Annotated in this window: 19 protein-coding genes; 3 read left to right on the top strand and 16 right to left on the bottom strand. The window is 43.6% G+C overall.

The annotated features are described in order from the left end of the window. Positions 1-43: 43 nt before the first annotated feature. The 5 genes from HGO26_RS18800 to HGO26_RS18770 all read right to left on the bottom strand — a co-directional run bounded on the left by HGO26_RS18800 (position 44) and on the right by HGO26_RS18770 (position 6538). Entirely contained in the window at positions 44-1948 is a 1905-nt protein-coding gene (locus HGO26_RS18800) for a hybrid sensor histidine kinase/response regulator (RefSeq protein WP_168827131.1), read from the bottom strand. Next, positions 1938-2237 carry a hypothetical protein gene (locus tag HGO26_RS18795; protein ID WP_168827129.1) on the bottom strand — a complete coding sequence of 100 codons (300 nt, stop codon included), beginning with the start codon at positions 2235-2237 and terminating at the stop codon, positions 1938-1940. The genes HGO26_RS18800 and HGO26_RS18795 overlap by 11 nt, the downstream gene beginning before the upstream one ends. Positions 2238-2240: 3 nt before the next feature. Beyond that, positions 2241-3434: an EAL domain-containing response regulator gene (locus HGO26_RS18790; protein WP_028759918.1), complete on the bottom strand. Its 1194-nt coding sequence runs from the start codon at positions 3432-3434 to the stop codon at positions 2241-2243. Further along, on the bottom strand, positions 3431-4399 hold the full coding sequence (locus HGO26_RS18785; RefSeq protein ID WP_105253121.1) for a helix-turn-helix transcriptional regulator: 969 nt from the start codon (positions 4397-4399) through the stop codon (positions 3431-3433). Before HGO26_RS18785 ends, HGO26_RS18790 begins: the two co-directional genes overlap by 4 nt. A 1530-nt stretch (positions 4400-5929) precedes the next feature. Next, a complete protein-coding gene (locus HGO26_RS18770; protein WP_168827127.1) occupies positions 5930-6538 on the bottom strand; it encodes a VF530 family protein in 609 nt (202 codons plus the stop codon). Between the two features lie 675 nt (positions 6539-7213). On the opposite strand from HGO26_RS18770, the gene HGO26_RS18765 reads away from it, so the two are divergent. Then, entirely contained in the window at positions 7214-8824 is a 1611-nt protein-coding gene (locus HGO26_RS18765) for an ABC-F family ATPase (protein WP_131524739.1), read from the top strand. Positions 8825-9030: 206 nt separating this feature from the next. Further along, entirely contained in the window at positions 9031-9186 is a 156-nt protein-coding gene (locus tag HGO26_RS18760; protein WP_168827125.1) for a hypothetical protein, read from the top strand. A gap of 3 nt (positions 9187-9189) precedes the next feature. Here HGO26_RS18760 and HGO26_RS18755 read toward each other — a convergent pair whose 3' ends face one another. From HGO26_RS18755 to HGO26_RS18735, 5 genes are all read right to left on the bottom strand, one after another. Next, positions 9190-9816 carry a Fic/DOC family protein gene (locus HGO26_RS18755; protein WP_168827123.1) on the bottom strand — a complete coding sequence of 209 codons (627 nt, stop codon included), beginning with the start codon at positions 9814-9816 and terminating at the stop codon, positions 9190-9192. Between the two features lie 119 nt (positions 9817-9935). Then, a complete protein-coding gene (locus HGO26_RS18750) occupies positions 9936-10520 on the bottom strand; it encodes a hypothetical protein (RefSeq protein ID WP_168827121.1) in 585 nt (194 codons plus the stop codon). Between the two features lie 21 nt (positions 10521-10541). After that, positions 10542-10970 carry a hypothetical protein gene (locus tag HGO26_RS18745; RefSeq protein ID WP_168827119.1) on the bottom strand — a complete coding sequence of 143 codons (429 nt, stop codon included), beginning with the start codon at positions 10968-10970 and terminating at the stop codon, positions 10542-10544. A gap of 327 nt (positions 10971-11297) precedes the next feature. Continuing rightward, positions 11298-12359, bottom strand: a complete 1062-nt coding sequence (locus HGO26_RS18740; protein WP_168827117.1) for an HNH endonuclease — start codon at positions 12357-12359, stop codon at positions 11298-11300. Further along, the gene (locus HGO26_RS18735; RefSeq protein ID WP_105252526.1) at positions 12349-13029 is read right to left on the bottom strand and encodes a class I SAM-dependent methyltransferase; all 681 of its coding nucleotides are present in this window, start codon (positions 13027-13029) and stop codon (positions 12349-12351) included. The genes HGO26_RS18740 and HGO26_RS18735 overlap by 11 nt, the downstream gene beginning before the upstream one ends. 391 nt (positions 13030-13420) lie before the next feature. On the opposite strand from HGO26_RS18735, the gene HGO26_RS18730 reads away from it, so the two are divergent. Further along, positions 13421-15055, top strand: coding sequence for a diguanylate cyclase (locus HGO26_RS18730; protein ID WP_168827115.1), 1635 nt, complete (start codon positions 13421-13423; stop codon positions 15053-15055). A 108-nt stretch (positions 15056-15163) separates the two neighbouring features. On the opposite strand, the gene HGO26_RS18725 is transcribed toward HGO26_RS18730, so the two are convergent. Genes HGO26_RS18725 through HGO26_RS18700 form a run of 6 tightly spaced genes read right to left on the bottom strand, consistent with a single transcriptional unit; the run spans position 15164 to position 22349 of the window. Then, complete coding sequence (locus HGO26_RS18725) at positions 15164-16213, bottom strand: protein-glutamate methylesterase/protein-glutamine glutaminase (protein WP_168827113.1); 1050 nt, start codon at positions 16211-16213, stop codon at positions 15164-15166. A 3-nt stretch (positions 16214-16216) separates the two neighbouring features. After that, on the bottom strand, positions 16217-16837 hold the full coding sequence (gene cheD, locus HGO26_RS18720; protein ID WP_168827110.1) for a chemoreceptor glutamine deamidase CheD: 621 nt from the start codon (positions 16835-16837) through the stop codon (positions 16217-16219). After that, positions 16824-17669: a CheR family methyltransferase gene (locus HGO26_RS18715; RefSeq protein WP_168827108.1), complete on the bottom strand. Its 846-nt coding sequence runs from the start codon at positions 17667-17669 to the stop codon at positions 16824-16826. The genes cheD and HGO26_RS18715 overlap by 14 nt, the downstream gene beginning before the upstream one ends. Next, positions 17670-19667 (bottom strand): methyl-accepting chemotaxis protein, encoded by a 1998-nt coding sequence (locus HGO26_RS18710; protein ID WP_168827106.1) that lies wholly within the window; start codon positions 19665-19667, stop codon positions 17670-17672. A gap of 5 nt (positions 19668-19672) precedes the next feature. Beyond that, a complete protein-coding gene (locus HGO26_RS18705) occupies positions 19673-20185 on the bottom strand; it encodes a chemotaxis protein CheW (protein WP_049821692.1) in 513 nt (170 codons plus the stop codon). A 10-nt stretch (positions 20186-20195) separates the two neighbouring features. Beyond that, positions 20196-22349, bottom strand: coding sequence for a chemotaxis protein CheA (locus HGO26_RS18700; protein ID WP_168827103.1), 2154 nt, complete (start codon positions 22347-22349; stop codon positions 20196-20198). Positions 22350-22354 lie beyond the last annotated feature (5 nt).

The raw sequence follows: 22354 nt of genomic DNA, 5'->3' as shown, positions 1-22354 counted from the left end.
TCGGCAAATAAGCTTTAAAAACCAGATCCAATGCTTTGATAATTTACGATTTTACGGCCAATTTACTGAGAAATATTTCAGCACTAAAAGGTTTCTGCATGAAATGTACCTCAGGGAATAATGCTAACTCAGGAATATCATCGCTATCATTAGCTGAAAGCAAAAAGAAGCGACAGTGATGCTCAAGCAGGGTATCACTGGCAAGGTTTTGTAATGTTTGTTGCATCTGTTTGATAAGTTGCAAGCCATTCATATCTTGTAAACGGTAATCCACAATAACAATATGTGGCAATGAGTGAATCAACATCTTAAGTGCTTGCGCTGCGTTATCAACACTGAAGGTTTGAAAATGATAGTGCTCTAGCATGGCTTTGCAAATCTCAAGGTTAAACAGATTATCATCTATGATTAACACTTTTTGTTGATCATATTGAATCGTTAATCGTTCTTTCACCTCGGTAAGTTGGCAGGGAAAATGTAACAGCACTGTGGTGCCTTTGCCCTTTTGACTGCGCAACATAAACTTACCGCCAATTTGCTCAAGCAATCGATTACAAGTATAGAGTCCTAATCCCATGCCCGATGTTGTTGTATATGAGTTAGATGCGTGCATAAAGGGATCAACTAAAGCGCGCTGCGCTTCCTTTGACATACCCTCGCCAAAATCGCGGATCAGTACCCTAAGCATAGGACTATGGTCTTTATGGTTACGTTTAAGGCGTAAGTCCATATAACAATGCACTTCGCTACCCGTACTGTATTTAAAGGCATTATTGATAATGTTAGTCATGAGTTGGAATAACTTAGTCCCATCGAGCTCGATAAACTTCGGCAGAGACTCATTCACGACAACCTGTAAACGTTTACCCGATGTCGCACTAAAAGCACGATAGTAATCCTCAATATTGCTCAGATATTCGTGCAAATTGACTAAATGCCGATTCAATTTTAACTGCCCAGCTTCAGCCTTACTGTAATTCAACGTATTTTCGGCAACCGAGTAAAGTAAGTTAGCTGACCAGGTCATTTTATCGATAATTTCGTCCAGTTTTTGTGGCTGTGAGCGCGCTTTTTTTAACATGCGACTGTAGCCAAGAATGGCATTGATAGGAGTGCGGATCTCATGATTTATGCTGGAAAGCACTGCTAATCTAGATCGATTATCGAGCTTAATCTGCTCTACAATATGCTGATTTTTAGACTTAAAGTACAAAAGAAAAGACAGAGTAATACCAAGAGAAGCAATCAGTAAGATAATCACGATTAGCTCGACAACCTCTTTTTGTGGCACTTGATATTCTATGCGTAAATTCACACGGGTTTGGTATCCAGGAATATCCAAAGTTCGGCTATCTGAGTAGCTAAACATTGAAAATATGCCTGTGGAAAACTCATGGTTACAGGATGAACTTTGCAATAACGATTGTTCAAATTGATAGCTAATACATACACCCTGCTCCTGCTCAATCCGCGCTAATATCCGCTGATGAGAAATGGCATAGACTAAATAAAGCGTATTAGGCCCATCGATATTAACAACCGCTAACGTGTAATCGGCAAGGCTAGCCTGAAGTTCCCCTTTACTATTCTTGGCTAATTTAAGTGGCTTAAGTTCTGGCGCCATTGTCTGATCAGAGATATAGGCCAGTTCAAGTTCGGGGGTCAGTGTAAAAGCGACAGCAGATTTGATCTTCAGTAAGTCCTTAGCAAAAACCTCAAATTCCTGTGACGTTACCTCACTCGAAGCATAAAAAAACGATTTTAGCGCATCCAACATAATTTCATGTTGTAAGAACATATCCCGTGAAGAAGTAAAAACCGCTTCTGCTTTTTTATTGTAAATGGAGTCAAATTCATAACGTGAGTGGGACAAGGTTAACCACAGCACCAACAGAGTGACCCATAAACCACTGAACATATTGATACAAGCGCTATATTTAAAGCTCATTAGCGTAGTCCATTACGGCCTTTAGCAAGCTGCATAACTGATACTCAAACTGCTCTCGCTCGCAAACATCCATGACAGACAGCATATCTTTAAGCTGCAAGTAGCGCGCAATACCCGTAAATTGATGTTTCAGGCCTTCGATACTGTCAGAGGACTCATATTGTTCTAGCTCAAGTCGCATTCGCTGTAATTCAGCAATCAGTGTCAATCGCAGTCGCGATTGCTGTTCTTGGCCGTATTGCTCAAAGAATACAGATAAGGCCTTGAGTAACTCAGTATTAGCATTCATACATTAGGCACTCCTATTATATTGAGCAATCCAATCAATAAGATAACGACCTTCAATCGGGGGACTGTACAAATAACCTTGGGCAACATCACACCCCAACTCAGAGAGAATTAACTCTATTGCACTTGTCTCAACGCCTTCTGCAACCACCTTTACGTGCATCTTCTGCGCAAGCGCGATGGTGGACTCTACGATGAGATAATGTTGGTGATTGATATCCATATCGGAGACAAAACTTTTATCAATTTTGATCTCTTTAAAGGGAATGGCATCAAGACGATCATAAGTAGAATAACTTTTACCGAAATCATCGAGGGAAATATCAATATTATTGATGATCAGCCGTGCAATTGAGTTAAGTACTCTATCTTGGTTAATGATTTCCTGTGATTCAGTGAGCTCTAAAATCAAATGGATTTGTTTATACTCACGACCACATTCGATGATGTACTCAATGAGTTCATCACAGGTCAAATCATCTGCGGTAATGTTAATCGACAAGGCAAACGCCATTAATAACGGTTGGCGCGACCAACATTGCAATGCTTGGGAAATAACCATCCGCGAAAACAAGCTATTTAGCCCCTGCTGATTCACCAGTGGCAAAAAAACGTCGGGATAAATATAGCCATTGGATTGATCGCAAAGCCGCGAAAGCACTTCAAAACCGATGATCTCCTTTGTTTTAAGGTTAATCTTAGGTTGATAACACAAAATTAATTGTTCATTTTTGAGCAATTGCCGCACATTGATATTCGCCGCCATGTCTTGCACGATAGACTCATCTTGATGGGCACGGTTTCTATCGTCGGAGGCGTCTAGCAATGGCGTTAAAATGTCATTCACATTGATAGGTTTAGCAAATACGCCAAGCAAGTTGAGTTTCAAACCCGTGATAATGCTATCCACCAGTTCTAAAGTCCGTTTATCCGAGGAGCTTATCACCGCAATCGGAATGGCAATAAATCGGGGCTCGGAGGCCAACATATTAATCACCGCAATACCGTCACCTTGATCCATTTTTAAATCTAAAATGACTAAATCAAGTTTTGCTTCTACAGCTAAGATCAGTTCAATTCCTTGATTACCATTACTGGCTTCATAGATCTCCACATTGTCCTCTGCTAAGTACTTATGGATATCAGCTTTCATGGTTTCTCTAATAAAGCGTTGATCATCTATGATGAGAATATTCATATATTGGTCTCTAACTGCATAAAGAAAATGGGATCGATCGTCTGGGATTTGGATGTAGGGATAACAGAAAGCTTAAGTAAATTACGATTCGCCATGACTTCTGTGCGACTGGAGAAAAACGAATAGTTTTTGACTGGTTTGAAGCCGCCTTCTATCGTTCTTACTTTAAATATGGGCAACTTAAATTGCGTCAATTTTCGTTTTAGTGACTCATCACAGATATTAAAACTCAAAAACTTAAGTGAGCGACTCGTGGCCAATTCATTGAGATAAACAGACATCATATAATTTTCAATATAAGGCGTTACACCAAAGGAGGAGAACACCATTAAGGTATCTGGCAAAGCTTGACTGTTATGGTTAATGACCTCAAACAAGTCCACCTCATCATTCATAAATTCGAGGGCAATTTTGCCTTGAGTGCGGCAGAATAGACTGTGTCCAATGATTTGATCCCCAAAGCTAAAAGCCACCACCAATGAGAGTCCACGAAAAAAAGGTTGAGACAACTTACGGCTCACAAAGGATAAACGCGGGTTACTTTCATAAACCAAGCTGAGTTGCAGCAGAGTCATAAAGTTTTGATGGTGGCTTTCGATAAACTCGACACGATAAGGAGTATTACGGTAGTACGGATGATCGCTGCGTTCTATGGTCGATTCAAAAAGGTTAATTAACGCTAAACCTTCGTTGATGAATTTTTTGTCCTCCCGATAAATATCAAACAGTTCAGAGCCAAATATTTCAACGATTTCAGACTGTTTAGCTAGGGATGGAATGTTAACTCCCCGCTCCCAACGGCTAATAGTGATGGAATCTAACATATCGAACAGGCAGCTTTTTTGCCTGAGCAGACTACATAAATCTTCTTGAGATAAATTATTCTCACTGCGGGTGTGTTTTAAGAAATTGGAGAATGTCTGTGCACTTGTTTTGCTTTGATAGGAGATAGGTGTACAAATCATATCGCGTTCCATCTGAATTTTTTATTTTATCTAGCAGCTCCATATACGTCTTATGGTCGATGTCATCTACTGGCTCTGGATGTCTAAATGTAAAAGTAATCCAAATGCGTTGAAGTTTCTCGATGAAATAAAGTCCAGTGATTTTTTCGTCACTCATCACTCAGTTCCTCCATCTCAGCCTTTTATTCACCACGTTTTTTGCAATAGGAAAACGAGTATAAATGCCATTGTTTATCTGAGACCATGGCACAGTCAAAAAAGCGATGGAAAAAAGTGTCTAGTTATTCGTTCGGTTAAATCATTGCATCATAGATAAAACCGCAATCAACAGAACCCCCTATAAAACCGCATAAAATATAAGATTCACCAGCAATGGCCACAAAACGCCAAATTGATTATTTATGCGCTAAAAATTCAAAATACGGGATATAACTTCGGGGTTTTTCTCACTGAACCACGTTTTTCACGCATGGTTATTCACGTTTGGAATAGGCAAACCGCGACAGTATCAGCTTAGAGATATTACTAGGATAGTTTTTAATAGCTTATGGCTTAAGCAAGCCAGCTGCGAAAAAGTGGGGAATTGGCCAGTCCAGCGTTTAAAGGAACGCCTATAATCACTGGCGTCGCTGAAGGATAAAGAAGTGGCAATACATCTTGCACAGGTGTAGCCAAGTAATACAGTGCTTTGATTAAACGGGTCTCATCAGCAAGTATCAGCGAGTTGGGCAAAGTTTAAATCCATCTCGGGCAAACACCGTTTTAAGGTGGCTGGGCTCATTGTCAGTTTTTCAGCTATGTCAGACAAACTTAAGTAATCCCGCATTAGACACAAACGAACACCAGCCGCTAAGCCTAACCACAGTTCGCATATAGTAGTGATTGAAATATCCCTTAGCGCGGAATGACGGCAGCGCCGAAACCTATGGTTTGGCCATTACGCATCTGCAAGTCGGCAGCGGCGTTTGGCAACAGAGAATGCTGGTGGAGCAAGACGGCTAAAACTACTTACCCAATGATAATCAAACATTTAAATGGTTACCTTGGAGCTGTATCGTCAAACACCTTGACGTTAACTCTGGACATTTAGCAGACTAAGATGAACAAAAGGCACAAAGTATAAAGCACAGGAGTTAGAGAAGGCGCTGGTATTGCTCGTAAACATGAGCAACCGGCACCATCTGATTGCAAATTGATGAATTAACTAGTTATGCACTTGATATGCAAATCTAAAACTATAATCCCCGATATTTTTCTCACCTCAGTGCAATAAAGTGAATAGTTAATCATAAAAAAGAGGTTAGCTGTATTCAACAGCTAACCTCTTCTCTTTAAATCAGGCGATAAATCAGATGTTCTATCATACAACCAGAGCCATGACTTCAAAACGACTCTTACAAAAGCTAACTCATACCAGAGCTAATTTTTTACGGGTACGAAAATAGCAAGTTGAGTCTAGTCACTGTAAATCACGAATGTAAAACTAACGCCTGTGAAAAACCATGCCCACTCAATTCGACAGACATGGGATTAGCCGCGTTTAGTGCCCCACGGATCGTTATCATCCGTCGATGGGCTTGGTCCTGAACGTTCAGCCATTCTTGAATCGTTTCTTGGCTCGTTTCTGGGTTCGCTGCGGCGCTGTGAGTTGCTATTCGATGAACCATATCCAGAGCCGGTGCCACGTCCACCCGTAGGTTTTTTGCCTGAGCTTTTACCTGAGCCATTACCAAAGCTCTTACCTGAACCATAACCAGAGTTAGGACGTTTATTACCCGCTTCGTACTCGGCGCTGGCTTGTGCCTGCATTTTAGCGATAGATTCTATGGTGAGTTCCATCGGTTTACGCGGCGCGATACCTGAGGCAAAACCTCGTTCGCGTGGCTTAAGATCAAACTGCTCACCGACGGCTTTAGGCATACGCTTGAATCGATACAGGTAAAAGTTTTCCACTTTCTCCCGCGCCCACTCAGTCTTCTTGAGGAAAATAATACAGGCCTCAATGGTCGGGTTGGTGTTAAAGCAACCTAGCTTTAATGCCGCGTATAAAATTTTCCAGCCATAAAAATCGACTAACTCAGTGATCATTGTCTCGAGTTTGAGGCCGTGTAATGGGTTGTTCTGTTGCTCTTCAATCATGGGAATTCCAAGTTCAGCCCTATTGGCTGATTTTACTGTATTAGTTTACGGTTTTGAGTTGTTAAACGAGTGACTCAATTCGCTACTAAAATTCGCGATTAGAGAAATCACTCAAGTTATGAATTCATGAGCCACTGACGTTGCTACGGCAATAGCATAGGGCGTTAAGCCTTATTGCTCGCGATGCTTAGATCTTAAATCTTAAGGACCTGAAGCCTCCAAACTGAGCCATTAAATATTAGCCGTAAAATCTGCTGCTCGACAAAACTGCGGGAATAATAACGGTAAATAAGCTAAACGCCTTCTTTTATTTGCGCTAGCGAGGTTTGGCATCGGCTTTAGGGCAAAGAAAATACGCCGCAGCCGACGGTTTTAATCTGCATATCCGCGATATCACGCTAACAGGTATGAACTCAGCATCAAGCTCAAACCCGTTTCTAAATTTTACCTATGATCCGCTGATGCCTTGGGTCAACCTCAAAATAAACGCAACTGAAACGGCTCGATTTATAGCTGCGCATCACATCCTTGCTCGCATCTTTAGCCCTTAGTCTGTATACTCCGCGACCTTATTATCCCAACTTTAATGTTTTGGCTTAGAGTGGGTGAAGCGCATGTTTCATTTTGAGGCTTGTTTGTCACAATCCCCGTTAGCAAATACCTAGGAAAGCTCCTTTGATCTCTACCGCGAACATCACGATGCAGTTTGGCCCTGAGCCATTGTTTGAAAACATTTCAGCGAAATTTGGCAACGGTCACCGCTATGGTTTGATCGGCGCGAATGGCTGTGGCAAATCGACCTTTATGAAGATCCTCAGCGGAGCGTTAGCGCCAACCTCTGGCAATGTGTCCATCACGCCCGGCTTAAAAGTCGGTACCCTAAGCCAAGATCAGTTCGCGTTTGAACAATACAGTGTGATCGATGCGGTGATCATGGGGGATGTTGCCCTGTGGAAAGTCAAACAGGAACGCGATGCAATCTACGCCAATCCGAATATGACCGAAGAAGATGGCATGCGCGTTGGCGATCTTGAAAGTGAATTTGCCGAAATGGATGGCTACAGCGCCGAAAGCCGCGCCGGTGAAATTCTGCTCGAAGCGGGTATTGAAGAATCTTTTCATTACGGCCTAATGCAACAAGTAGCACCGGGTTGGAAACTGCGGGTATTGTTGGCACAAGCACTATTTGCCAACCCAGATATTTTGCTGCTCGACGAACCAACCAACAACTTGGACATACATACCATTAGCTGGTTAGAAGCCGAGTTGAACAAACGCAAATGCACCATGATCATTATTTCCCATGATAGGCATTTCTTGAATGCCGTATGTACCCACATGGCCGATATCGATTACGGCGAACTGCGCATTTACCCTGGTAACTACGAATACTTCCTCGCACAATCGTCTTTGATCCGTGAACAATTATTATCGGGCAACGCCAAGAAGAGTGCTGAAATCGAAGAACTGCAAGACTTCGTTAACCGCTTCGGTGCCAACGCATCTAAGGCAAAACAAGCCAGCTCGCGCGCGAAAAAAATGGACAAGATCAAGCTTGATGAAGTGAAATCATCAAGCCGTATTCACCCTTCTATTCGTTTCGATGCTGGCAAGAAAATGCATCGCCAAGCACTGATCCTCGAAGATTTGGCCCACGGGTTTGATGGTGAGCTGCTATTCGAAGGCGGCGACTTAATCCTCGAAGCCGGTGCAAAATTAGCGATTATCGGCGAAAACGGCGTGGGGAAAACCACTTTCCTACGCTGCTTAGTCAATGATTTAGAACATAATAAAGGCGTGATCAAGTGGTCAGAAAACGCATCAATCGGCTACTGTCCACAAGACAGCAGTGACGAATTTGATAATGACTATACATTAATGGATTGGATGTCACAGTGGCGCCAACCTAAGCACAACGACCTTATGGTACGCGCCATGTTAGGCCGTCTGCTGTTCACTGAAGATGACGCGAACAAGAAAGCCCGTAACTGTTCAGGCGGAGAGAAAAACCGCTTGTTATTCGGTAAGTTAATGATGCAAGACATCAATGTGCTAATCATGGACGAACCGACTAACCACATGGACATGGAAGCCATCGAAGCACTCAATAATGCGTTGAAAGACTTTGAAGGCACTTTGATATTCGTCAGTCATGACCGTGAGTTTGTATCGTCACTCGCAACACGTATCATTGATATTAAAGATAAAAAAGTGATTAACTTCCAAGGCACTTTCGATGAGTACCTTTCAAGCCAAGCAGAAATGGAAGCGAGAAAAAGCGCGTAATGTTGTGCTTTGATAAACCTTAATCGGCTATGTCAGCTTGATTAAAAGAGTCGTCATTGGAGAACCTACTGACGACTTTTTATCGATATCTAAAGAGCGATATGATTGGTAAAACATGAAGTATTGCTGCTTTGGGCCTTGGATACACAGCTGTCTATTCGTTATCTAGAGTGCTATAATTCATGCACTTAATTGAGGTTGATCCTATGAAAACTAAATCAAAAAACACACAAGTGACTCAAAATCGACTCTATCGCGCTGTGGCCAGTTCAACCGCTATTGAGACGGGTAAAACTACGGCTGAAGTTGAAGCAAAATTGAAGGCCCAAAAAAGCCGTTTCAGTCATTTGACCTTAGCATAAACTTCATTCATTTTTAGCGCTGAGCACATCGTTTACCAAACGAGCCATATGTTGATAATCCCCACCCAACCCTGCTTGAATTGACTTAAAATAAAAATCTCTATGTTGTTCCCAAATCCCATAATCAAGTGGGAGATAACCCGCCTTTACTGCCATCACATCGAGTATCAAACGTGACAAACGTCCATTTCCCTCCCTAAATGGGTGAATTAGGATAAATTCCACATGACTTTCAGCCAAATAACTCACAACTTCGTCTCTAGAAAATGAATTTAACCTATTGAACTTACTTAAATATTCCTTTTCAAATTGAGTGAGACACTTAAGTATTTGAGCCGCTGCCGTAAATTCGAAACCACCTTTTCCCATATTGACTGTACGCCGCTCACCAGCCCAGTAATAAACATTACCGAACCATTTTCGATGCCACTCAAAGAGCATACCAACCGATAGATGCTCACTTTCAATAACACCAGATTGAAACACGTACTCATAAAGCTTTAGTAACAACTGTGTCTCTACCTCTGCCATATCCTCTTCATCGGTTATCGCGAGTTTGTTACGAAGTATATGGCCGCCAGAACCGGGTTCGAATTCATCCTTGGTAGTGCCAATATGATATTTCGACATGATAATAGACCCGCTAACTGTAATAACTAATAGAAAAGCAAATATCCGAGTCACAGAAAACTTAACACAACTACTCGATGAGATTGACCACACAAGTCTTTGAAATAGGTATGTAGAAACTATGGGCTATAAATTAGCTTATTAATTTTTTTAACCAATATCTCGCGATTTTTAGCCAGTTTAAAAATTGTCGGCAAATGTCGAATGACTATCGGCTCAGACTCGAATACTGCATTGCGATCTTTGGCCTGAATATAATCACGGATCTGAAGCATCATCTGTTTATTAAATGCCCAAAGTGAATGACCTTTAAACTCAAGGGAATAAAATGCGTCATTGGGCCATTCAAGTCGATGTTTCTGTTTTGCCATACACTGATAACAACAAATAAGACCAAGATCTGTACCATCTGTAAAAGCACTGTTCGCCCTATGTTCCCAAGTCGAAGTACCTTGGTATTTTTCTGGCAATTTTTCCCGCCAAGAAGCATCCAATAGCGGAGGGAAAAACAGCACACCAGGCCATTTATGGGCAAACCTTTGATTAAACTGCTTGATCTCAAACTGCCTACCCTCAAATAAATGCACATCTTTTTTCTCTAAACGAAAAACATGGGCAAAGGTAAAAGTGGCGCAGCCAATACAATGGGGGCAAGTAACCTCAACTCCGTTTGGCTGGCTAAAAAACTCATAAAATCCTGTCATTGATATGACATTCCAAATGATTTAGAGACTAATTTGGAGCTCATCAATTTTCCAACCACCTTCATTTATCATGCTAATTCTTTGTTTTTCATTCGCCTCCGATGCATTACCACAGAGATCTTTTTGTGCATATTCAAGGACGGCCGTATCCCCTTCTATCACCTGCGACACTAAGGTGAGTGCTTTGCACTTGGCAGTCGCTTTTGAAAATGAAAGATAAGATGCGATCACTTCATCGCGGGACAGCTTCATCTGCTGCATATACTGTGGGAACTTAGACTCAACATCCGCTTGCTTACGTTGGGTATAGTAAGCCTTGTCCTCTTGATAACTCATCCCCTGCTGTACCTTAGTATTGTACTCGTCATAGACTTCGCTCGGCGATTTAGGCGTTGTACAACCTATCAGCACAAGCACAGATATGGGCAGTAAGAAAATCGATTTCATCATCAAACCTCCAAAACTAGACATGTATTATCAATAAATTCCATGGTGCATTCATCTGCTTGTTGTCACTGAACGAGTGCGCCATATATGTCTACCAAATACTCCTTATTCTCTTTGAAATCAATTACCTTGTCAGAAATTAAACCTTTACTATCAACAGGTAACAAAATCAATGAAGATAAAATGTAATGCCACCAAGATAACATGTAAATAGTTCATTGATTACTTTAGCTTGGCAGCGTTGCTCACTCAATTGCAGGAACAAATGCTTTAAGATCACTCGACCTTGGCGAGTGCTAAAAATAAGTGCCATAAAACTGTGAGCATGCTCTAAATTGCTGTATTTGACAGGTCATTGTCTAATGCATTAAAAGGCACAAAGGTCTTTTTATCGAGCCAGAGAGGCGAGCGATTTTGTCCTGCAAGCTGATAAGCCCAAGTCGTAATGGCTTCAGAGCGATCACTCTCACAGACGAAATATCGACTGAGTTCAGAGTGTAACGTTTGGCCATGCTGGATAATATTTTGCTCATACCAGTTATCTTTATGGTGCTGAGCGGCAAGGTGATCGCGTTTTTGATTATTACAACTGCTATGTGCGAGGACAAAATTATGGCCTAAATCATTAGGATATCGTGCCCAAGGGATAAAATGATCCACTTCGCCTGTTTCTTTTAATGATTTTTGGCAATAGAAGCATTGGCCTTTTTGGATATCAAGCAGTACAGGTCTAGCATGGGTGATCGTCTGTCTGTCGCTACCAAACAGAAACTCACTTAAATTGCCTTTACTGCCTATAATGACCTGATTTGTTGGAAACTCGGCGATTTTTTGTACCCATTGAGTACGAGCCAATGACACCACTAAATCGTGAAATCGCTTGAAGCAAAATGCGATACCCGGATTCAACTCGATGTAATTTTTCGTTTTATCATGGGGATAAAGGAAACATTCTTCATTACGAGACAAGTTTTGTAAGCGCCATAAGGGGCCATCTTTAAACGTACAGCGCGTTTTACGCAATAAAGCTGGATAACTAAGATGCGCTTTTAACTGGGATAGACTGTTAACACCTTGATGGCGTAGTTCAATCAAACTGTTGATCAAGGCTGATTGCTTTCCACTATTTTGGATCAGGACAAAATACCCATCATTGGCACCAAAAGGCAAAGAGTGTTGCCAGTAAAGTTCAATAAACTTCTCTACCAAATCATCAATACTGATCGCAGTTTTCAGCGCAGGCTCGGCATTGAGTATTAATGGCCGTTCGATACAGATATCGGCGATCGCATGCAGTAAGGCAAATTTGTATGTTGCAACGAAATCCCCTTCAACTAGCAGACGTTGTAAATAGCTAATAAATTCAACTTGTCTTCTCGCATCAATCGGCATTCAGTCGCTCCTGAATAATAACGCTTGCTTCAGGTGCATTTACGTTTGGCATCAGTTTGGGTGTGAAAACTAGCGTCTGCCAATGCACTTGTGAGCGACCGAGTTTATCGGTTTCATCTTGGCTCAAATCTAAAAGTTGTAGCTGACAATCTGCAGCCAGTGTGAGCAGTTCATCGGCACTGACTGGGTGCATAACGCGCGCATCGGGGCTTGGGCCATGGCGCAAACTGATGACTAAAAGTCCAGTCGAATTGAGTAAGCGTGAGAGTGTTGCTAGTGCAAGTGGGCGTTCTGAGGGAGATAAATGCATCCACACTGCGCTGAGTAAAATCAGATCAAACTGTTGCGCTAGGCCAACCACTTTTTGCAACTGAGGTAAACCATCCTCAATCCAACGCACGGGTAGATCCCGCGTTAACACCTGCCCCATTTTCGCTAAAACAACCGCAGGTTCGACTGCAATAATTTGTGTCTCTTTGCCCTGTGCTTTTTCGGCTAAATAATACACATCCCGGCCAGAACCAGCTCCTACATCCAATATCGACAATGTATTTTTAGTAAGTAGAGGCAAAAGATGATGCAACCAACTCGAATGCACTTCTTCAAAGGTTTTAGACAAATACTGTGCCGCGAGTATTTCGGCGTAGTCATTATAAAACACTGTGCTCACTGACAACGATCCTTTTGCAACAAGTGATTGTTTTTACAGACGCTAACTTATCACAATCGTATTTGATAAAAAATACATGCCATCATTATCATGCTGTTTTGCATAAAATATTTAGCATTATACTGTTCGCGATCACTGTGCTGATTTCGGCTATTCGACCCAATATTCTTATCAATGCCTATGCAATCTCAGCATTTCCCCATCGTTTTTTTTGCAGTGGTTTACACTCTATGAGTGAGTGTAAAGATAAGTGCAATTGATTGAATCTGTTACATGCTTCTCCAGAGTAGTTTCCATTTCAGTGTGGGAGTAAACGGGTTTTAACGTCTTGGCGTAGCGTCTACATAGAGATTAAGACCTAGGGCTCAATTATTTAGGATATCTATTGCCTATGAGTTTTGAAGATTCGTTAGAGCAACTTAAACGACAGTTTCTACATGCACTGCCGGATAAAAAGAAACAAATCATTACCTTGTGGATTTCATTGCGTAAAAATTGGGACGCACACATGCTGTCTGCCGTATACCGAGAGGTGCATAACTTAAAAGGGTCGAGCGAGACCTTTGGGTTGTCAGATACCAAACACATAGTCGATAAACTGGAGTTGCTGCTTAAGGGGCTGCTCAATGCGCCAGCCCCCGAACTTCCTACGATCAAAGGCTTAGATACCCTCTTCCACCAGTTGTTACAAAACAATATGCGCGGCCAACCGTCGGCGCCGGTAGTGGAGGCGCAAATGCAGCAAAGCCCCTATAAACCGTCAAAGGCGCGCCATGAGCACCATATTGCCATCATAGAAGACGATGGGAATGTCGGCGCTATGATCACAAAGCAGCTGCGAGAGTTCGGTTTTAGTGTGCAGCATTATTTGAATTTCACGAGCTTTCTGGTAGTGCAAAATAAAACGCCCTTTGATCTGATTTTATTAGATTTAATTCTACCCGATTGGACTGAAGAGGCCTTGTTCGAAGCCGCCACTGAGTTTGAGAAGAACAATACCCGAGTGTTTGTTTTATCCTCGCGGGGGGATTTTGACATGCGGCTATTGGCCATTCGTGCCAATGTCAGCGAATATTTTGTTAAACCTGCGGAAACCACTTTATTGGTGCGCAAAATCCATCAATCCCTCAAGATGTCAGAGAAACAGCCGCTTAAGGTGTTACTGGTGGATGATCAACAATCTATGGTGGATTACTTTTCAAGCCTGTTACGCAGCCATGGTTTGATGGTAAAAGGGTTGTCCAGTGCCGAGCAAGTCTTGCCTGCCCTTGAGCAATTTGAGCCTGATTTGTTTATCTTCGATTTGTACATGCCCGAAGTGAACGGGCTTGAGCTGGCAAAGATGATCCGCCAATTGGATAAATACACCTCGAGCCCAATTCTCGTGTTGAGCTCAGACGATACGATGCAGAATAAGGTCAGCATCATACAAGCGGGATCTGATGACTTAATTTCAAAGCAAACCGCGCCGAGTTTATTCGTCGCGCAGGTGATTTCCCGTGCTCAGCGGGGTCATGACATTCGCAGTTCGGCTAGTCGCGACAGCTTAACTGGGCTGTTAAACCATACCCAAATTCTGGTGGCTGCGAGACGCTGTTTTAACGTAGCGAAACGGATTAACTCTCAAGTTTGTATCGCTATGTTCGATTTAGATCACTTCAAAAAGGTCAACGATACTTATGGTCATTCCGGTGGTGATAAGGTGTTGTTGGCATTTGCCCATCTGTTACAACAATCCTTACGTCAAACTGACTTTACCGGCCGCTACGGTGGCGAAGAATTTATGTTAGTGCTGCCAGATATGCAAAAACCACTGGCGATTGCCAAGTTGAATGCGATCCGTGAAAGCTTTAGCCATATCGTATTTGTTGAAGATGGCGTCGAATTTAAGGTGACGCTCAGCGGCGGTTTAGCCTTTTCGGATCAATGTGAGGAATTTCAAGATTGCCTGTTACTGGCAGATAAAAACCTTTACGAAGCTAAGCGTTTAGGTAGAAATCAGCTCGTGGTTTCTACGACTGACTAACCCTAAACAGAATGAGCCACTGCAGCGCACAAATCAGTTCGGCGTAATGCTCTTCCTGCGAGACTCACGCTCTATTCGTTACTTTTTAATCCCACTCAGCGTGGGCGGTCACAGTGAGCTTAAATGGTTAATGAGCTTGCTCGGCATCTGCGATAACTCCACCACATAATCTACTGCACGGCACTTTATTGCTTCTCGTGGCATGCCAAATACCACACAACTTTGTTCATCTTGGGCAAATGTAGTGACGCCTTTTTGGTGTAGCGCCACCATGCCTTCGGCGCCATCTTTGCCCATGCCGGTTAAAATCATCGCGCTCATATTGGGCGCGGCACATTGGGCCAAGGCCGTAAACATCACATCGACCGAAGGTCTGTGGCCACTGACCTTTTCATCTTGGGTTAATTTGACTTTATAACTACCACCCACTTTGATGATCTCAAGGTGATGATCCCCTGGTGCAACATAGGCATAACTGGGTAAGAGTCGTTCCCCATGTTCGGCTTCTTTGACAGTGATCCGTGACTGTCGGTTTAAACGTTCCGCAAAAGTGCGGGTAAACCCCGCGGGCATATGTTGGGTGATCACTATCGGCGGCATAGCCGCGGGTAAATGTTGTAATACATAAAGAATGGCTTCAGTACCGCCAGTAGATGCGCCTATCGCGACTAAATGCTGAGTCAGGGTTGTATTGGCCAATACTGGCCGCTTACTTGAAACAGGGCGTACTGGCTCAACAAATTTCTGCGGCTTGATGATTTTGGCTTTCGCAGCAGATTTGATCTTATCTAAAATCAAATCCTGATAATCATGGATACCTTGGGGGGAGTCTAATTTCGGTTTAGGGATAAAATCCACCGCGCCTAAGGCCAAGGCGTTAAATGTCGCATCAGCGCCCTGCTCGGTTAACGATGAAATCATCACTACCGCAGTGGGTCTGGCTTTCATCAAGCGGTCCAAAAATGTTAAACCATCTACTTTGGGCATTTCGATGTCTAAGGTAATCACATCGGGGCGAAATTGGTTCACCAGATCCTTGGCCTCGTAGGCATCGGCAGCAAGCCCAACCAGAGACAGTTCAGAGTCAGCCTCAATCATTTTACCGAGCAAGCTGCGCATTAGCGCAGAATCGTCAACAACTAACACTTTGATCGTCATAACTTAATCACCAAATAGTTCAACGTCGCCGCCCGAAGGTAAATTACGAACCCGTAAACGGTACTCACTTTCCCTGTCAAGAATTGTGCTGTTATGCATGGATTTAATTTTGCGGACTTTCACTTTGCCCGAATGGGGGAAAAAATACACTTTGCGCGGATACACATCGAGTAAATCGGCAGCAACGATAGGGATATTTTCAAGATTGAGGTATTCAATCACAAACTCAGCATTACGCTCACCAATGTTGTGCACAGTAAAACTGCGTAACATATTGCCGCCCCCAAACACCTTAGCTTCGAGTGAGTTGCGCTGTGCGCCAAGCTTGAGCAAGTCGTTGATTAACAACTCCATGGCATACACGCCGTAACGGGCAGAATCGGCGAGCACCCCAGTACAATTGCTATTGTCACTTGGCAATAAAAAGTGATTCATTCCGCCGATTTTGAGCTTAGGATCATACAAGCACACTGAGACGCAGGAGCCTAACACTGTCACTATCATGGTATCTTCACGGGTTGCAAAATACTCACCGGGTAATATTTTTACCGCATCGCAACCAAAATGATGATCGTGATAGCGATTCGGCTCTGTAATAGCATATTCGATATTAGGTTTTAGCACTCATGAGCCCCTTCACTGGCCGATAGGTTGTTTGACCAACGGCAGTGATGATTTGCGGGAACATATTAAAATTTTCCGAATGTCCCGCAATATAAAGCCCATCCTCGCTAAGGGAGTTCATCATGTGTTTTAATATGACTTCCTGCGTTTCTTTATCGAAATAAATCATTACATTACGGCAAAAAATCACATCGATTGGCGTTTTTAGCGGCCAAAAAGAATCGAGCAAATTAATGCGGGTAAACTTGAGCATCTGCTTTAATTCGGGAACCACGCGCACATTGCCCAACTGTGAACCCCTTCCACGGTGAAAAAACCGTTTCTTGCGAATATCGCTGACAGTATCGATACGCTCTAAAGGATAAATGCCCATTTCAGCCTTTTTAAGTACCCCGCTGTCAATATCGGAAGCAATGATCTCGATAGGCGTTTTAAAACTGTTGAAATGTTCAGCGACGACAATCGCAATCGAGTAAGGTTCTTCCCCTGTGCTACTGGCCGCACACCAGATCCTGCGAGTATCAGGGTTATCGATTAAATACTGTTTTAACACCTCAAAGTGATGCGGTTCCCTGAAAAATGCCGTTTGATTCGTGGTTAACGCATTGATAAAGTCTTGGTGTTCGTTTTCATGGCTTAGCAGATACTCAAAATAAGCCGAAAATCCGGCTAATTTCAATGTTCTGATCCGCCGCACTAAACGGCTATACACCATAGCATCCTTGCTATCGGCGAGTTTGATCCCCGCTAAGCGGTACAGCGTCGTCCTCGCGGTATTAAAGTGCACCGAGGTATAGGCAAACTCTCGTTCCAATGGTTTGTTTTCACTCAATTAAAATTCTTCCCATTCATCTTGATCTTGCTTAATGGGCTTCATCGCATTGGTTTTAGGTTTCTCTGTCACTCTGGCTCTTGCCATAGGTTGAAGCTGCTGTTTGATGGGTTTCATCGCCTTCGCTTTGGGCGCCGCTAATCTCGCGTTGCTGCGTCTTGGGGCTTCATCTTCGTCGTCCACGCGAAAACTGGCGACACTGTCTGAGAGTTGCTGCGCTTGGGATTGCATGCTTTCCGCTGCGGCGGCCGCTTCTTCAACTAATGCCGCATTTTGTTGTGTCATTTCATCCATTTGCACTACGGCTTTGCTGATCTCATCGATACCGATGGCCTGTTCATTAGAGGCTGAGGCAATTTCCGCCATGATGTCGTTCACCCGTTTAATGGCGATGACGATTTCCTTCATGGTATCGCCGGACTTACCAACAAGGCTGTTGCCACTCTCGATTTTAGACACAGAATCAGAGATCAGTGCCTTGATATCTTTAGCGGCATTGGCCGAACGTTGGGCTAAGCTACGCACTTCTGACGCGACCACCGCAAAGCCGCGGCCTTGTTCGCCCGCCCTCGCCGCTTCAACCGCTGCATTGAGCGCTAAGATATTGGTCTGGAAAGCAATGCCATCGATAACACCAATAATGTCGGCAATCTTACGCGCCGATTCATTAATCGATGCCATGGTCTGGACAACTTGCTGAATAAGCTCACCGCCATCCACTGCGACTTCAGCTGCTTTAGAGGCTAAGGCATTGGCTTGACTGGCGTTATCCGCATTGAGTTTCACTGTACCTGTGAGTTCCTCCATGCTGGCCGAGGTTTGCTCTAGGCTCGAAGCTTGTTCTTCGGTGCGGCTGGATAAATCAGCATTGCCTTGGGCTATTTCTGCCGAAGCGGTATTGATGGTATCCGCGGCTCGTTGAATATCTTGGATCATGAAGGATAACTTTTCAGCAGTTTGATTTGAGTAATTTTTCAAATCATCAAAGGTGCCTTCATAGTCGTTATAAATGCGAGTGGTCAAATCGCCATCCGCTAGCGCCATCAGCACCCGCGCCACATCTTGCAATCCACGTTCCGAGGTTTCAATTAACGAATTTAAATTGTTCGCCAGCATTAAAAAGAAACCTTGCTTGCCATCTGTTTCCGCCCTTTGGGAGAAATCACCCGCAGCTGCGGCTGTAACTATGCGGGAAATTTCCTGTTCGGTTTGGACTTCAATGGTGCGGTCGAGCCATTCAACCACAGTCCCTAAGCGCTCACCTTCTTTAGACACAATGGGGCTGGCAGTTAAGCGAAAATGGCAACTCGCGACCTTAATAAGCGATTCATATTTACGGTCTAATTTATCGAGTAAACTTGCTTGGTGGGCAGGATTGCGGTGGAAGATATCCATCGAGCTGCCGAGGATTTTATCTACGGAAAAATGAGGTAAGGCTTGTCGTATCTCACTTTCAGAATGGCGCAACATAGTTTCAACCGAGCGATTCATATAAATGATCGTACGGTTAGCATCGGCTATCATGACGTTGGTACTGGTATTATTGAGCGCTTCGAGGATGCGCTGGGTTGCTCGCTCGGCTTCGATACTTTCGGTGCGGTCTATCCACTCAACACCTGTACCTAAATGTTTATTTTCAGCGGTGATAATCGGCGTCAAAATCAACCTAAAAGTACGTTTGCCTATGGTGATTTGCGCGGTATGGGATTGAGTTAGACGCTCTAATAAATTGCGCTGATGTGCAGGATTTTTATGGAATATGTCGATATTACTGCCGATCAGTTTGGCAACCGAGAACTGAGGTAACTCTTTACGAATATCGTCCTCTGCCTCTTGCAGCAAACGGACAACGGCTTTATTCGCATAAATAATATTGCGCTGACTGTCAGCAATCATAAAGCTGTTGCCACTGTTATCAAGTAGCTGAAAATAGCGCTGACGCTCTTCATCCCTTTGCTCACGCGCCTCATCATTGCCAAAAAATTTGAAGATACTCATTATTGTTACTCCTGATCAGTCAGACTATTTGCATCAATTAGACCCAGCTCATCACTGCTGATCAGAGCCTGAATATTTACTAAAATGATCATCTTATCCTCGACTGTGGCTAAGCCTTTGAGGTAGCGGCTATCGAACGCCACACCAAATTCTGGGGCAGGTAAGATCTCCTCCGCCGACAGCTTAATCACATCGGAGACGGCATCGACCACTATGCCGACTATACGTTCAAACACATTGAGCATAATAACGATAGTGAACTCGTTATAAGTGGCGGTTCCAACAGCAAATTTCATCCGCAAATCCACTATGGGCACTATGTCACCGCGCAAATTAATCACGCCTTTTATAAAACTGGGGGCGTTGGCGATTTTAGTGACCGACTCATAACCGCGAATTTCTTTGACGGACATAATATCGAGGGCATAGTGCTCTTCGCCTAACATAAAGCTTAAAAACTCCACCTCATCATGGGCGTTGTATTCCACTTTGGCGGTCATAGTTGATCGACTCTCCATGGCTATTTCCTTAATTTTTAATGTGCAGAGCGAGCGATTCGACATCGAGGATCAACGCGACGCTGCCATCGCCCATGATGGTGGCGCCGGAAACACCGGGGATCCTGCGATAATGTTTTTCAAGACTTTTAATCACCACTTGCTGCTGGCCAACTAAGGCATCAACGCACAGGCCAAAGCGCTTGTGGTTGCTTTCGAGCAATACGACTATGCCCTCTTCTGGGCAGCGGGCATTGGGCTCAATTTCCATCAGCTGATAAAGATTGAGCAGAGGTAAGTACTCTTCACGTACTTTTAAGAGTCTTTCTTTGGCGAGAAATTTAAGTTGTTCCGTTTGCGGCTGAATAGATTCTATGATGTGCACTAAGGGCAGAATGTAGATCTGATTTCCCACAGAAACCGTCATACCATCGACAATGGCGAGCGTGAGTGGCAACTGGATTTCAAAGGTTGAGCCTTGGCCCTCAGTGGACTCAATATCAATGCGTCCACCTAAGGCTTCAATATTACGGCGCACCACATCCATACCGACACCGCGGCCTGACACATCTGTGACTTCCTCCGCAGTTGAAAATCCTGCGGCAAAAATCAATTGCCAAACTTGCTTGTCGCTACTGTTATCAGCCACTTGCAAACCATTTTCCCGCGCCTTTTGAATAATGCGTTCACGATTTAAGCCTGCGCCGTTATCGTGCACAGCGATAACGATATTGCCGCCCCTTTGACTGGCTTTAAGGGATAACACACCCACTTCAGATTTACCCGCTGCGAGCCGTTTTTCAGGTTTTTCGATACCGTGATCTAAACTATTGCGCACTAAGTGGGTCAGCGGATCGACGAGCTTTTCAATCATGCCCTTGTCAATTTCTGTGTTGCCACCTTCAATCACGAGATTGACGTTTTTACCCAGTTGCTCAGAAAGGTCCCTCACTAAACGGTTGAAACGGTTAAACACAAAGGATACCGGCAGCATACGCACCGACATCACTGCCTCTTGCATCTCACGGGTATTACGTTCCAATTCATTGAGTGCGGTCTTGAGTCGCTCACCTAAATCGCCCGTCATCTCGTTACCAATGAGAGTCAACATGGACTGAGTGATCACCAGCTCGCCCGCGAGATTAACCAGGGTATCTATTTTGGAGGTTTCGACCCTTAAGGTGGCATCTTGGGCTGACGTGGCTGATTTTTTTGTCGCTGTTTTCACCTCTGTGGTATTGGGCTTTGGGGCAACGGATGAGTTTGATGTTGCGTTTGAACTCAGTATTGCAGGCGAGCTTGCTTTCACAGAAGGACTCGTGGGCACGGTTGAATCAGGTGCGGTAGGCTCAGTCGCGTTGGCTTTAAATAAGGTGTTTTTGGATTGGCTACTTCCAGTTTCCTTGGCTTGATGTGCTCGAGTGGTCGCTGGCTTATAAACCTTCTGCACTAGCGATTTCGAACTTAATAACTCGATTTCATTGGCGAAGGATTCTGGCGTTAATGCTTCAAAAAAACCAAAACCTAACTCATCATCGTCAATTGTCACATCACACAGCTCAGCATTACACTCTTTATTATTTGCCACACTGTCAGCGCTGATGTCTTCCGCTTGATAAGCCTCATCAAAAAATCCAAAGTCTTCACCTTCGATGGCAATATCACGTGCCATTTCATCTTCAAAAAATCCAAAACCCAGATCTTCTGCCTCCACTGGTGCGGTCAGTGTTGCATTTATGATGGGAGTGCTAGCGGCGTCTGTACCATTACGTATCGCAACTGATGAACTAAAAGGCTCACCATTTAACGCTGCAACCAACTGGCTTTTACTGTATTCGACCTCCTGCCAATCAATCTGCTCTTCTTCGCGGTACAAGCTCAAGATATGGGATAAAGTGTCCACAGTACTCAGTAGTAAATCGATAATGGATGACGTTAATTGGAAGTTACCCTTACGCGTTTTATCCAGCAGGTTTTCCATCACATGGGTGACACTGGTTAATGCAGTAAAACCAAAAATACCACTGCCGCCTTTTATAGAATGTGCAGCACGGAAAATGGTGTTCAGTTCTTCAGGATCGGGAGAAGCAAGGTCCAATGCCAATAGCAATTGTTCCATATTTTCAAGATGTTCATGACTTTCTTCAAAAAAGACCTGATGGAACTCGGCCATATTGATGGACATAGCGC

It is taken from the genome of Shewanella oncorhynchi (assembly GCF_012584455.1).
In the GTDB taxonomy this organism is placed as follows: Bacteria; Pseudomonadota; Gammaproteobacteria; order Enterobacterales; family Shewanellaceae; genus Shewanella; species Shewanella oncorhynchi.
Note: the sequence above shows the minus strand (reverse complement) of the source record. Positions and strands in the feature narration are given on the sequence as shown.

What these genes read in the sequence shown, in the direction of transcription:
- HGO26_RS18800 (WP_168827131.1), bottom strand. Translation starts at nt 1,948, where the DNA reads ATGAGCTTTAAATATAGCGCTTGTATCAATATGTTCAGTGGTTTATGG.
- HGO26_RS18795 (WP_168827129.1), bottom strand. Translation starts at nt 2,237, where the DNA reads ATGAATGCTAATACTGAGTTACTCAAGGCCTTATCTGTATTCTTTGAG.
- HGO26_RS18790 (WP_028759918.1), bottom strand. Translation starts at nt 3,434, where the DNA reads ATGAATATTCTCATCATAGATGATCAACGCTTTATTAGAGAAACCATG.
- HGO26_RS18785 (WP_105253121.1), bottom strand. Translation starts at nt 4,399, where the DNA reads ATGATTTGTACACCTATCTCCTATCAAAGCAAAACAAGTGCACAGACA.
- HGO26_RS18770 (WP_168827127.1), bottom strand. Translation starts at nt 6,538, where the DNA reads ATGATTGAAGAGCAACAGAACAACCCATTACACGGCCTCAAACTCGAG.
- HGO26_RS18760 (WP_168827125.1), top strand. Translation starts at nt 9,031, where the DNA reads ATGAAAACTAAATCAAAAAACACACAAGTGACTCAAAATCGACTCTAT.
- HGO26_RS18755 (WP_168827123.1), bottom strand. Translation starts at nt 9,816, where the DNA reads ATGTCGAAATATCATATTGGCACTACCAAGGATGAATTCGAACCCGGT.
- HGO26_RS18750 (WP_168827121.1), bottom strand. Translation starts at nt 10,520, where the DNA reads ATGACAGGATTTTATGAGTTTTTTAGCCAGCCAAACGGAGTTGAGGTT.
- HGO26_RS18745 (WP_168827119.1), bottom strand. Translation starts at nt 10,970, where the DNA reads ATGATGAAATCGATTTTCTTACTGCCCATATCTGTGCTTGTGCTGATA.
- HGO26_RS18740 (WP_168827117.1), bottom strand. Translation starts at nt 12,359, where the DNA reads ATGCCGATTGATGCGAGAAGACAAGTTGAATTTATTAGCTATTTACAA.
- HGO26_RS18730 (WP_168827115.1), top strand. Translation starts at nt 13,421, where the DNA reads ATGAGTTTTGAAGATTCGTTAGAGCAACTTAAACGACAGTTTCTACAT.
- HGO26_RS18725 (WP_168827113.1), bottom strand. Translation starts at nt 16,213, where the DNA reads ATGACGATCAAAGTGTTAGTTGTTGACGATTCTGCGCTAATGCGCAGC.
- HGO26_RS18710 (WP_168827106.1), bottom strand. Translation starts at nt 19,667, where the DNA reads ATGAGTATCTTCAAATTTTTTGGCAATGATGAGGCGCGTGAGCAAAGG.
- HGO26_RS18705 (WP_049821692.1), bottom strand. Translation starts at nt 20,185, where the DNA reads ATGGAGAGTCGATCAACTATGACCGCCAAAGTGGAATACAACGCCCAT.
- HGO26_RS18700 (WP_168827103.1), bottom strand. Translation starts at nt 22,349, where the DNA reads ATGTCCATCAATATGGCCGAGTTCCATCAGGTCTTTTTTGAAGAAAGT.